The organism is Streptomyces sp. NPDC004610, from assembly GCF_040609715.1.
Lineage (GTDB): Bacteria > Actinomycetota > Actinomycetes > Streptomycetales > Streptomycetaceae > Streptomyces.
On sequence record NZ_JBEXLA010000023.1, the window covers coordinates 86220 to 100161 of the forward strand.

Consider the following 13942-nt stretch of genomic DNA (forward strand, 5'->3'; position numbering starts at 1 on the left):
GGAGCCCGGCCGTGAGCGTCCTCGCCGTGCGCGGTTCCCCGCGCCCCTCAAGGCCCGCCCCCCTAACCCACCACCCGCACCTCCACCCACCCACCCCCCACCCCACTGACCCGCACCCCCGTCAGGTCCTCCACCGCCACATCCGGCCCGTAGAGCCCCGCGCGAGGGCCGACGCCCACCACCCGCATGCCCGCGGAGCGTCCCGCCTCGATGCCCGCGCCCGAGTCCTCGAAGACCACGCAGTCGCACGGCGCCACCCCCAGTTCGGCCGCGCCCTTGAGGAAGCCCTCGGGGTCCGGCTTGCTCGCGCCGACCGACTCCGCCGTCACCCGGATCCGCGGCATCGCCAGCCCCGCCGCCGCCATCCGCGCCCCGGCCAGGGCGACATCCGCCGAGGTCACCAGCGCGTGGGGCAGTCCGCTCAGCGATGCCATGAAGTCTCCGGCCCCCGGCACCGGCACGACGCCGTCCAGGTCCGCCGTCTCCTCGGCCAGCATCCGCGCGTTGTCGGCGAGGTTCTGCTCCATCGGCCGGTCGGGCAGCAGCATCGCCATCGAGGCGTGTCCCTGCCTGCCGTGCACGACCTTCATCACCTCGTCGCCGTCCAGGCCCTGCCGCTCGGCCCAGCGCCGCCAGATCCGGTCCACCACGGCGTCGGAGTTCACCAGCGTGCCGTCCATGTCGAGCAGCAGCGCGCGGGCGGTCAGTACGGCGGAGGGGGCGGGGGCGGTGGCCGACATCGGCAGCTCCAAGCGCGAGGACGGAAAAAGGCGGCCCCGCCCGCCGGTCAGGGTAAACGGGCGGAGCCACTTTGTTTCCCTACGGTACAAAACAAATCCGGCATCCCGCCAGTGCCCTCATGAGATCCGCACGAAATCGAACGAGGATCAGCCCCCGCCCCCCTCCGCCCCATCCATCCCATCCATCCCACATCCGCGCAAATCCCCCCGCGCCCCGCGCCGGGGCGCACCCCCGCCCCCCAGAAAGTGCCGCAATGAATCTTGTCGTGTCATGCGCACGTCACTAATTTCTCACCCGACGAACACCCGTACGCAACACCGCCCCGACAGCATTCCCACGCCCGTTCACCCCTACCCCCACACTCCAAGGGAGTTCGCATGCCCAGGCTCTACGCGCGTCGACTGCTCAGCACCGTCGCCGCGGCCACCGCCCTGATCTCCGGCGCGGCGCTGTTCAACGCCCCCACCGCCGCCGCCGCGCTGCCCACCCCGGTCAGTGCCGCCACCGCCCGCACCTACCTCGCCTCCCTCACCGTCGCCACCGAGAACCGCACCGGCTACAACCGCGACCTCTTCCCGCACTGGATCACCCAGTCCGGCACCTGCAACACCCGTGAGACCGTCCTCAAGCGCGACGGCTCCAACGTCGTCACCGACGCCGCCTGTGCCGCGACCAGCGGCAGCTGGTACTCGCCGTACGACGGCGCCACCTGGTCCGCCGCCTCCGACGTCGACATCGACCACCTCGTCCCGCTCGCCGAGGCATGGGACTCCGGCGCCGGTTCCTGGACGACCGCGCGCCGCCAGTCGTTCGCCAACGACCTCACCCGCCCGCAGCTCATCGCCGTCACCGACAACGTCAACCAGGCCAAGGGCGACCAGGACCCGGCCACCTGGATGCCGTCCCGGACCGACTACCGCTGCGTCTACGTCCGCGCCTGGGTCCAGGTGAAGTACTACTACGGCCTGTCCGTCGACACCGCCGAGAAGTCCGCGCTCACCGGCTACCTCAACGCCTGCTGATCCCGCCCCGCGGCGCGGAACCTCCCCACCCGCCCCCGTCGTTCCGTACCGTACGGGGGCGACCGACGAGAGGGCGGCGATGACGTGGCGGAACTGCGCCTGGGACCACTGCTGAGGTACGCCGACGGCACCTCGGCGACCGTATGGGTCGAATCGAGCCGTCCGTGCACCGCCGAGGTGCGCTGCGCGGACGGCTCCTCGGGTGTCTCCCGCACCTTCCAGATCGCGGGGCACCACTACGCGCTGATCCCGGTGACCGGCCTCACCCCCGGCACCCGGACCCCGTACGAGGTGGTGCTGGACGGCGTCCCGGTGTGGCCGCCGCCCGGCTCGCCCTTCCCGCCGTCCACGATCCGCACCCCGGACGACGGGGACACCGTCCGGGTGGCCTTCGGGTCCTGCCGCTGGGCCGCGCCGCCGGTCGGCGAGGCGGACCCGGTCGGGCCGGACGCGCTGGACACCCTGGCCTCCCGGATCGCCGCCGACCCGGCCGCCGACCGCCCGGACGTCCTGCTGCTCCTCGGCGACCAGGTGTACGCCGACGAGACCTCCCCGGCGACCCGCCGCTGGCTGGCCGCCCGCCGCGATCTGAGCGAGCCCCCGGGCAACGAGGTCGCGGACTACGAGGAGTACACCCGCCTCTACTACGAGTCCTGGCTCGACCCCGAGGTGCGCTGGCTGCTGTCCACCGTGCCGTCCTGCATGATCTTCGACGACCACGATGTCATCGACGACTGGAACACCTCCGCCGCCTGGCTCGCCGATATGCGCGCCACCAGCTGGTGGCGGGAGCGGCTGCTCAGCGGCCTGATGTCGTACTGGGTCCACCAGCACCTGGGCAACCTCTCCCCCGCCGAACTCGCCACCGACCCGCTCTACGCCGCCGTCCGCGCCGCCCCCGACGGCACCGACATCCTGCGCGCCTTCGCCGCCGGGGCCGACGCCGATCCGGCCGCCGTCCGCTGGAGCTACCGGCGCGACTTCGGCCGGGTCCGGCTGCTGATGGTCGACACCCGCGCGGCCCGGGTGCTGGACGAGAAGCACCGCGCGATGCTCGACCCCGGCGAGGCCGACTGGCTGCGCACCCAGGCCCTGGACACCCGGGACGGGTACGACCATCTCCTCATCGGCACCTCCCTGCCCTGGCTGCTGCCGCATCTGGTGCACGACGCCGAGGGGTGGAACGCGGCGCTGTGCCGGGGCGACAAGGGGCCGCGCTGGGCCCGGATCGGGGAGAAGGTGCGGCGGGCGGCGGACCTGGAGCACTGGGCGGCCTTCCCGGCGTCCTTCGAGGCGCTGGCCGCGCTGATCGCCGAGGCGGGCTCGGGGGCGGACGCCCCGGCGACGGTGTGCGTGCTCTCCGGTGACGTCCACCACGCCTATGTCGCCGAGCCGTCGTGGACCGGGGGCGGGCCGGACGCGCGGGTCCTCCAGCTCACCTGCTCGCCGGTCCACAACTCCATCCCGCTGTCCATCCGGGTCGGCTTCCGGTTCGGCTGGAGCCGGGTCGCCCGGGTCCTGGGGCGCCGGTTCGCCGGTCATGGCCGTATCCCGCGCCCGTCGATCGACTGGCGCAAGACGGGCGGACCGTGGTTCGGCAATCAGCTGATGACCCTGACCCTGCGGGGCCGGGCGGCGACCCTGCGGCTGGACCAGGCGCAGGCGGGCGCCGGGAGCGGGGCGGGAGCGCGGCTGGTGACGGTGGCGGAGTCGGTGCTCACGGAGCGCTGACGCGAGCCGGGTGAAGTCCGGCGCACCGGCCCATGCGGGCCCATGCGGGGCCAACTGTGACGTGTGGGGCGTGCGTTGGCTTCCGTGGCGAGCGACGGCATGATGAGGCGGACCGTCCGCTTCCAGCGTCCGGCCGCCATCCCCTGCCGTCCAGTGCCGTCCAGCCGTTATCTACTCCACGTCTGCTCCACGTCTGCTCACGTCTGCTCATGTCTGCTCACGTCTGCTCCACTGCGCCCCATACGCCCGGGAGTCACTCTCTTGTCCGCCGCCGCCTCCGCGCCCTCCGCCCCGCCCTCCGCCCCCGTCTCCGTCGCCCTGGTGGGCGCCGGTCCGCGCGGGACGAGTGTGCTGGAGCGGCTGTGCGCCTCCGCCCCGGAACTCCTGCCGCCCGGCGCCGAGCTGACGGTCCATGTGATCGACCCCGCCCCGCCCGGCGCCGGACGGGTCTGGCGCGCCGCCCAGTCCGGGGAACTGCTGATGAACACCGTCGCCTCCCAGGTGACCCTGTTCACCGACGACAGCGTCGACTGCGCCGGACCCGTCCGCCCCGGCCCCAGCCTCCACGAGTGGGCGGCGGGCACCCTGGGCCCGGACGAGTACCCGACCCGGGCCCGGTACGGCCGCTATCTGGAGTGGGTGTTCGCCCGCACGGTCCGCGAGGCACCCCCACGGGTCCGGATACGCACCCACACCGCACGGGCGGTACGCCTGGAGGACGGCGCGGGCGGCGGGCAGTCGCTGACGCTGGACGACGGGCGCGTGCTCACCGGGCTGGGCGCGGTCGTACTGGCCCAGGGCCATCTGCCGGCCGCGCCGACCGCCGAACTGCGGCGGCAGTCGTCGTACGCCCGTGAGCGCGGGCTGTGTCATGTCCCGCCCGCCAATCCGGCCGATGTCGATCTGTCCCCGCTGGCCCCCGGCGAACCGGTTCTGCTGCGCGGACTCGGGCTCAACTTCTTCGACCACACGGCCCTCCTCACCACCGGCCGCGGCGGCCGGTTCGTCCGCGCGGAGGGCGAGGAGGGCGGGGAGGGCGGGACGCTGCGGTACGTCCCCTCCGGGCGCGAGCCGCGGCTGTACGCCGGTTCGCGGCGCGGAGTGCCGTACCGGGCGCGCGGCGACAACCAGAAGGGCCCGTACGGGCGTCATCTCCCGCGGGTGCTCACCCCGGAGGTCGTCTCCGGCTTCCGCAAGCGCGCCGACTCCGGTGACCCGCCCGACTTCCTCGCCGAGATCTGGCCGCTGATCGCCAAGGAGGTGGAGACGGTCTACTACGAGACGCTGCTCGCTGACAGCGATGTCGGCGAACGGTGGCTCGCGGTGCCGCACGGCGACCCGGAGGAGGCCCGGCTGCTCGACGCGTTCGGGGTCGCCGAGGACGCGCGCTGGTCCTGGGAGCGGGTCTCCCGGCCGTACGCGGGCGAGCGGTTCGCGGACCGGGGGCAGTGGCGGGCGTGGCTGCTGGGGCAGTTGCGCGCGGACGCCGCCGAGGCCGCGCGGGGCAATGTGCGCGGGCCGGTGAAGGCGGCCCTGGACGTGCTGCGCGATCTGCGCAACGAGATACGGCTCGTGGTCGACCACGGCGGGCTCGGCGGCGCCTCCCGCCGCGACCATCTCGACCGCTGGTACACCCCGTTGAACGCCTTCCTCTCCATCGGCCCGCCCCGGCGCCGGATCGAGGAGTTGGCCGCGCTGGTGGAGGCGGGTGTGGTGGAGGTGCTCGGGCCGCGTCTGGAGGTGCGGTGCGCGGAGGGGGCGTGGGTGGCGCACTCCCCGGAGGTACCGGGGTCGCGGGTGCGGGTCACCGCGCTGGTGGAGGCCCGGCTGCCGGAGCCGGAACTGCACCGCACCGCCGACGAACTCCTCGCCCGGCTCCTGAAGACCGGCCAGTGCCGGACCCACGCGGTGGACGGCTACGGGACCGGCGGCCTGGATGTGACGGCCCGCCCGTACCGGCTGCGGAACCGTCAGGGCGTACCCCACCCCCGGCGCTTCGCCTTCGGCGTGCCGACGGAGGGGGTGCACTGGGTGACGGCGGCGGGCGCCCGGCCGGGCGTGGACTCGGTGACCCTGTCCGACGCGGACGCGGTGGCGCGGGCGGTGCTGCGGGTGGGGGCGGTGGGGAGACCGGCCGAGGTGGGGAGCGAGAGGGCTCGGGTGGGGTGAGGGCGCCCCGCCGGTGAAGGCTTGGGAGGGGCGGGGCGCCCCCAGGCAGGCCACCTTCCAGGGCGGGCCGCCCGCAGGGCCGGTCGGCCGGTCAGGTCATGCGGCCCGCGGAGTCGGTCACGCCGTACCGGCCGCCCAGCCGAACGGGACGGTGAAGCAGCCCACGCGGGTGCCATGGTTGCCGGGCTGGGAGTGGACGATCACCGAGGACGCCTCGCCGCGCCGGAAGTTCCAGGCGTGATGGGCGCGGGCCTCGCCGAAGCCGTCGCGGTCGGCGGTGAAGTCGAGCCAGACCTCGTTGTCGGGGTTGGCGTCGGCGGGGTTGTCGGACGGTACGTGCTGGTAGTGGCCGCCGGCCGCGGTCGGGTCGGTCCCGCAGGGCTTGCGGTGGACATGGACGCCGTAGTCATGGCCCGGTTTCATGCCCCTGACCCGGAGTTTGACGGTCGTGGCGCCGTTCGCCGCGCTGTTCTGCGCCACTTCGATCCAGGCCCCGGCGGGCACGAGTTCCGTGTCGTACGTCAGCGCCGCCGACGGGGCGACGGCGCCCGGCGGGGCGAAGCGGGCGTCGGTGCGCATCACATAGCCGCGCTCACTGTCGGCGGCGGGGCTCGCGTACACCCCGTCGGTTCCGGACCTGTCGGTGGTGTCCGCGCCGGCTCCGTAGGCGCTGCCCGCGCCCGTCACCAGCATGGCCGCGGCGAGCGCGCCGACGTACATCCCTGAAAACATGGTGGCTTCTTTCCTTGCCTTCAGCCCATCTCCGGGCATTCCCCCTGTATTCCCTGTCTCTACCGTTGCTACGGGAGGCGCGCGCCCGGCGCGCGTCAGGGCGGGGCAGGTGGGTGAACGAAGTGAATGAGATGCGCCGAACACACGAGCCCCCGGTGAATCTCCCGTCACGCGCTCGGCGTACGCTGTATGGCTGTCAAGGCCGCTCCTGCCGTTCCCTCGCGACACGGCGGCAGGTCCGGTCCACGGGGGGAGACTCGGGGAGTCCCGTTGCTGGAAAGTGTGGGGGCCCTGGCCGCGAGCCCCTGGATCTATGTGCTGGTGGGGCTCTCGGTACTGCTCGATGTGTTTCTGCCGGTGCTGCCCAGCGGGGTGCTGGTCATCATGGCGGCGACCGCCGCCGCGGCGGGCTGCGGGGCGGCGGGTGACGATGTGTCGGTGTACGCGCCGTCCCTGCTGGGCCTCACCCTCTGCGCGACCACCGCGTCCGTCCTCGGCGATCTCGCCCTCTACCGGCTGGCCCGGCACGGCGGCGACCGGCTGGACCGCGCCATCGCCCGCTCCCGTCGGCTGACCACCGCGCAGGAACGGCTGGGCCTCGCCCTCTCGCGCGGGGGCGGCGCGCTGGTGGTGCTGGCCCGGTTCGCACCGGCCGGGCGGTCGGCGGTGTCGCTGATCGCGGGGGCGGCCCAGCGCCGGGTCCGCGACTTTCTGCCCTGGTCCGCGCTGGCGGGCCTGTCCTGGGCGACGTACAGCGTGGCCCTCGGCTACTTCGGCGCCCAGTGGCTGGGCGCGACCTGGCTGGCGACGGGGGTGTCCGTGCTCGCGCTGGTGGGGGCGGGCGGAGTGGCCGGGTTCCTGATGCGCCGGGGGCCGGGGGCGGCGTCGGGGGTCGGGTGACCTCGTCCGCCGCCGGGGAGGACAGAGGCCGAGCGACGGTCGCGACCGCTCTACGCCGCTGACATGGCTGGTCTACGCCGCTGACGTGGCCGGTCCGCCGCCCTTCGCCGCGGAGCCCGCGCCGCGTATCTCCAGGCCGTCCAGCAGTTCCGCCGTGGCCTGCGCGATCACCTCGACGGCATGGTCGAAGACCTCCTGGTTGTGCGCGGCGGGGGCCCGGAATCCGGACACTTTGCGCACGAATTGCAGGGCGGCGGCCCTGATCTCGTCTTCCGTGGCCTCTTCGGGCAACACGGGCGGGCGGAGGGTCTTGATGCTGCGGCACATGCCTCCAGTGTCCCGCCACCGGCGCCGCAGTGCACCAAACCTGCGATGATCGCCCGCGAGGCGGCCACCGGCGCACTGCGGGGCCGACCGGAGAGAGGAGCCACCCACGATGGCACAGCACAAGGACATCACGGACATTTCACCAGCGACCGAGTTGGCCGAGACGGCCGATACGACCGATACGGCCGACAACAGCCGCACGCCAAACCCCCGCACGATCGCCGTCCTCGGCCCCGGCGGGGTCGGCGGACTGCTCGCCGCGCTGCTGGCGCGGGCCGGTCACCGGGTGATCTGCCTGGCCGGCGAGGCGACCGCGCAGGCCCTGCAGAGCACGGGAATCCAGCTCCACAGCCCCCACTTCGGCGACTTCACCGCCCGGGTCGAGACCGCCACCGAGCTGCGCGAACCGGTCGCCGCCTGTCTGATCACCGTGAAGCAGACGGCACTGGACGCCTCCCTGACCCGGATTCCCCCTGCGGCGATGGGCGACGCCCTGCTGGTGCCGTTCCTGAACGGCGTCGAACACCCCGCCGCCCTCCGCGCCCGCTACCGCCCCGACCGGGTCGCCCCGGCCGCGATCCGCGTGGAGTCGACCCGCACCGCGCCCGGCCGGATCACCCACGGCAGCCCCTTCGCCGAGATCGATCTGACCGGCACCGGGGTGCCGCGCCCCCGGCTGGACGCCCTCGCCACCGCGCTCACCGCCGCGGGCCCGGCCACCCGGGTGCTGGACGACGAGACGGCGGCGCTGTGGGCGAAGATGGCGTTCCTGGCCCCGCTCGCCCTGCTCACCACCCGCTACCGGGCCCCCATCGGCGAGATCCGCACCCGCTACCGCGCCGAACTCACCGCGCTGGTCGCCGAGACCGTCGCCGTGAGCCACGCCTGCGGCGGCCCCGGCGACCCGGCCGGGACGATCGCCCGCTACGACACCTTCCCCGCCACCACCAAGTCCTCCATGCAGCGCGACGCCGAGGCGGGCCGCCCCCTGGAGCTGGACGCCATCGGCGGCGCGCTCCTGCGGGCCGCCGCGCACCACGGCATCCCGGCCCCGGTGGCATCCCGCCTGGTCCGGGAGCTGACCGACCCCACCCCCTGACCCCACCCGTCCCCCGCACCCCCAGCCTGCACCCCCCGCCCCCACCACTCGCACACTCATTCGAAACACTCGTTCGAGCGAAGCCCGAGGAGACGCTCGCTTCGTAAATTCGAACAGGCGTAGCATTACCGCGTGGCGACGACCTATGACTTCCCTAGCGACCTTCTCGCCGGTCAGGAGGAGCTGCACCAGGTCCGGGCCGAACTGTCGGCCCTGCTCAAGCGGCTGCCCTGGTCGGTCGAGCCGCTCGACGGCTTCAGCGACGACAACGGCTGGCGCCGCATCGAGCGCCCGGCCTCCCCGGGCTGGAGCCCCGACGACCAGGCCGAGATGGACAAGCTCCGCCGCCGCGAACACGAACTCGCCGTCTTCGTCACCACCCACCGCTACTGGTCCGCCTTCACCGGCCCCGACCAGGTGGACGCCCGTATGCACCTCAAGCACGCCCATGACCATGAGGAGGGCGGTGCGAGCGGCGGGCCCGGCGACAGCCCGTCATGACACACCAAAGCCCCGGCCGTTGCCGGCCGGGGCTTCTTCGATGTGGGCGCGGACGGTTTCGAACCGCCGACATCCTGCTTGTAAGGCAGGCGCTCTACCCCTGAGCTACGCACCCAGAACGAGTCGACAGCCTACATTGCCCGGGGCGGTGCCCCGCAAACGTGTATCCGGGTGCGGCCCCGACGCCCCAGGAGGGAGAGTCCGGCGGCCCGGGGGTTACCCCCACCCCCGATCCGGGAGCGGGCCGGATGCCCCCGCGAGCGGCGTTTCCCTACCTTCGAGGTGGCGCCGGGAACAGATCCCCGGCGGTGTTCGCGGGTCCTCACCGGGACCGGCGGTCAGGGAATCAGACATCAGCTGTCAGGGATCAGGGATCAGCTCCCGGGTCCAGGGGAGCAGGGGGAGACCGGCATGAGTCGTTCCGTTTCCGCGCGCAGGGTCGCCGTGGCCGGGGCCGTCGTGGCCGTACTGGCGGGCGGCACCGCGTGCGGCGCGTCCGCCGCCGACGACACGGAACCCGAGCAGCGCGCCTTCGCGCTCCAGGGCCGCACCCTCACCGTCGACTCCGACGACTCCGGCCTGGAGATCATCGCCTCGGACGACGCGAAGACCGGCACCGTCGAGGTCACCCGCTGGTTCGAGGGCTCGGTCGTGATCGGCAAGGAGCCCCGGGTGACCTGGTCCATGGACGACGCCCGGCTGACGCTCCGGCTGCGCTGCTCCGGCTTCGTCGCGGACTGCTCCGCCAGACACCGGGTCGAGGTGCCCCGCGGGGTCTCCGTGAAGGTCGAGGACGGCGACGGCACCATCCGCGCCAGCGGCTTCACCGACCCCCTGGACATCCGCACCGGCGACGGCAACGTCCACGTCACCGACACCACCGGCACCCTCGGCATCCGCACCGGCGACGGCAACGTCCGCGTCTCCGACACCACCGGCACCCTCGCCGTCCGCACCACCGACGGCAATGTCCGCATCACCGACTCCACCGGCTCCGCCGACCTCCGCACCGACGACGGCACCATCGACGCCGACCTCGGCTCCCGCACGGTCACCACCCGCACCGGCGACGGCAGTGTCCGCCTCGCGCTCGGTGTCGTCCCCGACCGCGTCGAGACCCGCTCCGGCGACGGCAATGTCACCGTCACCCTCCCCCGCGCCGGCTACCGGGTGACCACCGAGACCGGCGACGGCGGCGTCGAGGTGTCCGTCCCCCGCGACGACTCCAGCGACCACATCGTCACCGCCCGCACCGGCGACGGCAAAGTGACGCTCCGCACGGCGAACTAACCGGCCCGTGTGTTCGTCCTTAACCGGTGGGAGAATGAACCGGGCAGGGCGGACGACAGCACGGGAGAGGCATGTGACGGCGAAACCGACTCAGCCGTATTCGCCGTGGTCCGCACGCCCTGCCCCGCCGCGCGCCGGGCAGCGGGCGCTGCGCGACACCCTCACCCTGATCTCGCTGCCGCTGCTGGCCGCGCCCGCGCTGCTCGCCGCGTTCGCCGGCGGCGGCACCCGCCGCTGGTTCGGCGGGCGGGCCGAGAGCCAGCGCGCCGAGGCCCAGGCCGCCAAGGACGACGCCGCCTCCGCCTTCTACGAACTCGACACCGCCCAGCGCGATCTGCGGATCTCGATCGAGACCATCGCCGCCGTCGACGACTCCCCCGCCGCCCGGCGGGCCGCCGCCGACTTCGCGGCCCTCGGCCACCGCATCGACGAGGCCAGCCACCAGTACATCGGCGCCGTCGACGCCCATGATCTGGACCGCGACGACCTGGAGGCGTCCGCCGCCTCCCGGGCCCGTACGGAGCTGACCAAGGCCAAGGACGAGCTGACCCGCGTCAAGCGTGACCTCGACCGGTTCGCCGACGGTCTCGGCCCGCTGCTCGGCAAGGCCGAGACCCAGCTCGCCCGGCTCGCCCCCGCCGTGGAACGCGCCCGGCAGTCCCTGCTCGCCGCCTCCAACGCCCTGGACGCCGCCCGCGCCGCCGGTCTGCGCGCCGACGACCTCGCCGCCCGGCTCGCCGCCCTCGGCCCCGACCTGACCAGGCTCAACCAGGGCGCCGGGCAGCACGGCGTCCCCCAGACCCTGGAGCGGGCCGAGCGCGTCGCCCGCGAGGCCGAGGCCATCCGCGCCGAGGCCGACCGGCTCCCCGAGCGCGCCGCCGAGATCGATCACCGGCTGGTCTCCCTGCGCACCCGCGCCCAGGCCCTGACCACCCGCGCCGAGCAGGTCGAGCCGATCCTCAGCGAGCTGCGGCGCCGCTTCACCGCCGCCTGCTGGCAGGACCTCCAGCGCGTCCCCGACCTCGCCGAGGACAATGTCCGCCAGGCCGAGAGCAAGCTCACGGAGGCGCGGACCGCCCGGGACGCCCAGCGCTGGGCGGACGCCACCGCCCTGCTCTCCACCGTCCGCGCCCTGCTGAACACCACCGACGAGGCCGTCTCCGCCGCCGGCGACCGGCTGCGGCAGCTCAACGCCGTCCAGAAGGACCCGGGGGCCGAGATCGAACGCACCCGGTTCGCCATCCGGGACGCCCAGCGCCTGGCCATGGCCGGGCGCCACACCCCCGATCCGCGCCACGCCCGCCCCCTGGACGACGCCGTGGCCCGGCTGGACCGCGCGATCACCACCCTCGAAGGCCGCCACCCCGACTACTGGCACTTCCTCACCGAGACCGACGCCGTCCGGCGGGCCGTCACCCGGGTGGTCTCCCAGATCCGCGAGGAGCGCGGCGCGGGCTCCGCCCCCTGAGCCGTTGCCCCATCCGCGCCCCGGGCGGATATTGGGGAGGAGAGAGCACGTACGGCCTCCGCTAGCGTCCAAGGGAGGCGGATATGGCCACACACGCACTCCACCCGGGAACCAGACGGCGCATCCGGCTCGACGAGCATCTTCCCGTCGATCACGGTCTGAGCAGGGTGTACCGGATCGGTGCCGGTCTGATGGGACTGGCGCTGCTCGCCTTCGGCATCCTCGGACTGACCAACACCATCGGTTTCTTCGACACCGGCGGCGACCAGGTCCTCGGTCTCAACACCAACGGCGCCCTGAGCGTGCTGTCCATCTGCGTCGGACTGCTGCTCTTCGCCGGCATGGTGATCGGCGGAAACTTCGCCTCCACCCTCAATGTGACCCTCGGCATCCTCTTCATCCTCAACGGCTTCCTGAACCTGGGGCTCCTCCAGACCGACTACAACTTCCTCGCCTTCAAGATCCAGAACGTGCTGTTCAGCTTTGTGGTGGGCCTCCTCCTGATGACCTTCGGCATGTACGGCCGGGTCGGCTCGGCCCTGCCGCACGACAACCCCTACTGGCGCTCCCGCCACCCCCGGGCCGCCGCGGCCGAGGAGGAACGCGCCCGCACCGCCTCCGCACCCGCACCCGCACCCACACCCGCGTCCCCATCCGCCTCACCCCCTCCACCCCCGCAGGACGCCAGCTAGTCTGTGGGCATGCCTCGCTACGAGTACCGCTGCCGGACCTGCGGCGACACCTTCGAACTCAGCCGCCCGATGGCCGAGTCCTCCGACCCCGCCGCCTGCCCGGCCGGCCATGACGACACGGTCAAGCTGCTGTCGACCGTGGCCGTCGGCGGCACCGCGTCCGGCGGGCCGGCCCCCGCGCCCAGCGGAGGCGGCGGGGGCGGCTGCTGCGGCGGGGGCTGCTGCGGCTGAGGCCCGCCGCCGGGGCCGTGGGCGGCGTACCGGTGATCTTCCTCAGGCTCTCTTCAGGTTCGGCTCTCTACCGTTGACGGCATGAGTGCCAACGCCGCTCCCCAGTGGGTCACGGACATGATGGACACCCTGGGCGCCCCCGGGGCCGGTCTCGCCGTGGCCCTGGAGAACCTGTTCCCGCCGCTGCCGAGCGAGGTGATCCTCCCGCTGGCCGGCTTCGCCGCCAGCACCGGGGACATGAACCTCTACGCGGCCCTGCTCTGGACGACCATCGGCTCGGTCGTCGGCGCCCTCGCCCTGTACGGCATCGGCGCCCTGCTCGGCCGGGACCGTACCGTCGCGCTGGCCGGGCGGCTGCCGCTGGTGAAGGTGGCGGACATCGAGCGGACCGAGGCGTGGTTCGCCAGGCACGGCACCAAGGCCGTGTTCTTCGGGCGGATGATCCCCGTCTTCCGCAGCCTGATCTCGGTCCCGGCCGGGGTCGAGCGGATGCCGCTGCCGATCTTCCTCGGCCTGACGGCCGTGGGCAGCGCGATCTGGAACACGGTGTTCGTGCTCGCCGGCTATCTGCTGGGCGAGAACTGGTCCGAGGTCAGCGCGATCGTCTCCACCTACTCCAAGGTCGTCCTCGTCGTCTCCGCACTCGCGGTGGTCGCCTTCGCCGTGCTGCGGCTGATGCGTCCGGGGCGCGGCAGCCGCAGGCGGGGTGGCCGCGGGCCTCGGGACCGGGGCGGTGAGGGCTCGGGCCGGGAGCAGTCCGATGACGACGGCCCGGAGGACGGCGGATCAGATCACGGCACCTCGGACGGGGACGGTCCGCCGTCCGGCGGGTTGTCCCGCCGGGCGAGGCGGCGGTCCGGCGACCAGGGCGACGACTGGCCGGGCGGCCGGTCCGAGGGCGGTCCGTCCGGCGCCTGGTCCGGGATACCGGAGGGCGCCGACATGCCGGGAGGGGTGGCGGTGTCCGGCGGGTCCCCCGGAGCCGCCGAGTGGCGGTAGCGCCACCGCGCCGGACAGAGGAGACGGGGCGGGACGGCGC

14 protein-coding genes and 1 tRNA gene are annotated in these 13942 nt (G+C 73.6%); 11 read left to right on the plus strand and 4 right to left on the minus strand.

The window, feature by feature from the left end:
• Positions 1-62 precede the first annotated feature (62 nt).
• Positions 63-740, minus strand: coding sequence for an HAD-IA family hydrolase (locus ABZX40_RS24815; RefSeq protein WP_355732011.1), 678 nt, complete (start codon positions 738-740; stop codon positions 63-65).
• A gap of 378 nt (positions 741-1118) precedes the next feature.
• Between ABZX40_RS24815 and ABZX40_RS24820 the strand changes: the two genes are divergently transcribed.
• The 3 genes from ABZX40_RS24820 to ABZX40_RS24830 all read left to right on the plus strand — a co-directional run bounded on the left by ABZX40_RS24820 (position 1119) and on the right by ABZX40_RS24830 (position 5663).
• Complete coding sequence (locus ABZX40_RS24820) at positions 1119-1763, plus strand: HNH endonuclease family protein (RefSeq protein ID WP_355732010.1); 645 nt, start codon at positions 1119-1121, stop codon at positions 1761-1763.
• A gap of 84 nt (positions 1764-1847) precedes the next feature.
• A complete protein-coding gene (locus tag ABZX40_RS24825) occupies positions 1848-3494 on the plus strand; it encodes an alkaline phosphatase D family protein (RefSeq protein ID WP_355732009.1) in 1647 nt (548 codons plus the stop codon).
• 261 nt (positions 3495-3755) lie between these two features.
• Positions 3756-5663: an FAD/NAD(P)-binding protein gene (locus tag ABZX40_RS24830; protein WP_355732007.1), complete on the plus strand. Its 1908-nt coding sequence runs from the start codon at positions 3756-3758 to the stop codon at positions 5661-5663.
• Between the two features lie 117 nt (positions 5664-5780).
• Here ABZX40_RS24830 and ABZX40_RS24835 read toward each other — a convergent pair whose 3' ends face one another.
• The gene (locus ABZX40_RS24835; protein WP_355732005.1) at positions 5781-6395 is read right to left on the minus strand and encodes a superoxide dismutase family protein; all 615 of its coding nucleotides are present in this window, start codon (positions 6393-6395) and stop codon (positions 5781-5783) included.
• A 270-nt stretch (positions 6396-6665) separates the two neighbouring features.
• On the opposite strand from ABZX40_RS24835, the gene ABZX40_RS24840 reads away from it, so the two are divergent.
• Positions 6666-7295: a VTT domain-containing protein gene (locus ABZX40_RS24840; RefSeq protein WP_355732003.1), complete on the plus strand. Its 630-nt coding sequence runs from the start codon at positions 6666-6668 to the stop codon at positions 7293-7295.
• 72 nt (positions 7296-7367) lie between these two features.
• On the opposite strand, the gene ABZX40_RS24845 is transcribed toward ABZX40_RS24840, so the two are convergent.
• The gene (locus tag ABZX40_RS24845; RefSeq protein WP_355732001.1) at positions 7368-7622 is read right to left on the minus strand and encodes a DUF2277 domain-containing protein; all 255 of its coding nucleotides are present in this window, start codon (positions 7620-7622) and stop codon (positions 7368-7370) included.
• 109 nt (positions 7623-7731) lie between these two features.
• Here ABZX40_RS24845 and ABZX40_RS24850 point away from each other — a divergent pair, with 109 nt between their 5' ends.
• A complete protein-coding gene (locus ABZX40_RS24850; RefSeq protein ID WP_355732000.1) occupies positions 7732-8721 on the plus strand; it encodes a 2-dehydropantoate 2-reductase in 990 nt (329 codons plus the stop codon).
• 132 nt (positions 8722-8853) lie between these two features.
• Positions 8854-9222: a hypothetical protein gene (locus ABZX40_RS24855; RefSeq protein WP_355731999.1), complete on the plus strand. Its 369-nt coding sequence runs from the start codon at positions 8854-8856 to the stop codon at positions 9220-9222.
• A 43-nt stretch (positions 9223-9265) separates the two neighbouring features.
• Here ABZX40_RS24855 and ABZX40_RS24860 read toward each other — a convergent pair.
• Positions 9266-9337 (minus strand) — tRNA-Val (locus tag ABZX40_RS24860).
• A 296-nt stretch (positions 9338-9633) separates the two neighbouring features.
• Between ABZX40_RS24860 and ABZX40_RS24865 the strand changes: the two genes are divergently transcribed.
• The 5 genes from ABZX40_RS24865 to ABZX40_RS24885 all read left to right on the plus strand — a co-directional run bounded on the left by ABZX40_RS24865 (position 9634) and on the right by ABZX40_RS24885 (position 13902).
• Positions 9634-10512 carry a DUF4097 family beta strand repeat-containing protein gene (locus tag ABZX40_RS24865; protein WP_355731998.1) on the plus strand — a complete coding sequence of 293 codons (879 nt, stop codon included), beginning with the start codon at positions 9634-9636 and terminating at the stop codon, positions 10510-10512.
• A gap of 73 nt (positions 10513-10585) precedes the next feature.
• The gene (locus ABZX40_RS24870) at positions 10586-11980 is read left to right on the plus strand and encodes a hypothetical protein (RefSeq protein WP_355731997.1); all 1395 of its coding nucleotides are present in this window, start codon (positions 10586-10588) and stop codon (positions 11978-11980) included.
• An 83-nt stretch (positions 11981-12063) separates the two neighbouring features.
• The gene (locus ABZX40_RS24875) at positions 12064-12672 is read left to right on the plus strand and encodes a DUF4383 domain-containing protein (RefSeq protein ID WP_355731996.1); all 609 of its coding nucleotides are present in this window, start codon (positions 12064-12066) and stop codon (positions 12670-12672) included.
• A gap of 9 nt (positions 12673-12681) precedes the next feature.
• Positions 12682-12903, plus strand: a complete 222-nt coding sequence (locus ABZX40_RS24880; protein WP_355731995.1) for a zinc ribbon domain-containing protein — start codon at positions 12682-12684, stop codon at positions 12901-12903.
• An 81-nt stretch (positions 12904-12984) separates the two neighbouring features.
• Entirely contained in the window at positions 12985-13902 is a 918-nt protein-coding gene (locus tag ABZX40_RS24885; RefSeq protein ID WP_355731994.1) for a DedA family protein, read from the plus strand.
• Positions 13903-13942 lie beyond the last annotated feature (40 nt).

What these genes read in the sequence shown, in the direction of transcription:
- ABZX40_RS24865 (WP_355731998.1), top strand. Translation starts at nt 9,634, where the DNA reads ATGAGTCGTTCCGTTTCCGCGCGCAGGGTCGCCGTGGCCGGGGCCGTC.
- ABZX40_RS24875 (WP_355731996.1), top strand. Translation starts at nt 12,064, where the DNA reads ATGGCCACACACGCACTCCACCCGGGAACCAGACGGCGCATCCGGCTC.
- ABZX40_RS24835 (WP_355732005.1), bottom strand. Translation starts at nt 6,395, where the DNA reads ATGTTTTCAGGGATGTACGTCGGCGCGCTCGCCGCGGCCATGCTGGTG.
- ABZX40_RS24880 (WP_355731995.1), top strand. Translation starts at nt 12,682, where the DNA reads ATGCCTCGCTACGAGTACCGCTGCCGGACCTGCGGCGACACCTTCGAA.
- ABZX40_RS24850 (WP_355732000.1), top strand. Translation starts at nt 7,732, where the DNA reads ATGGCACAGCACAAGGACATCACGGACATTTCACCAGCGACCGAGTTG.
- ABZX40_RS24885 (WP_355731994.1), top strand. Translation starts at nt 12,985, where the DNA reads ATGAGTGCCAACGCCGCTCCCCAGTGGGTCACGGACATGATGGACACC.
- ABZX40_RS24815 (WP_355732011.1), bottom strand. Translation starts at nt 740, where the DNA reads ATGTCGGCCACCGCCCCCGCCCCCTCCGCCGTACTGACCGCCCGCGCG.
- ABZX40_RS24820 (WP_355732010.1), top strand. Translation starts at nt 1,119, where the DNA reads ATGCCCAGGCTCTACGCGCGTCGACTGCTCAGCACCGTCGCCGCGGCC.
- ABZX40_RS24845 (WP_355732001.1), bottom strand. Translation starts at nt 7,622, where the DNA reads ATGTGCCGCAGCATCAAGACCCTCCGCCCGCCCGTGTTGCCCGAAGAG.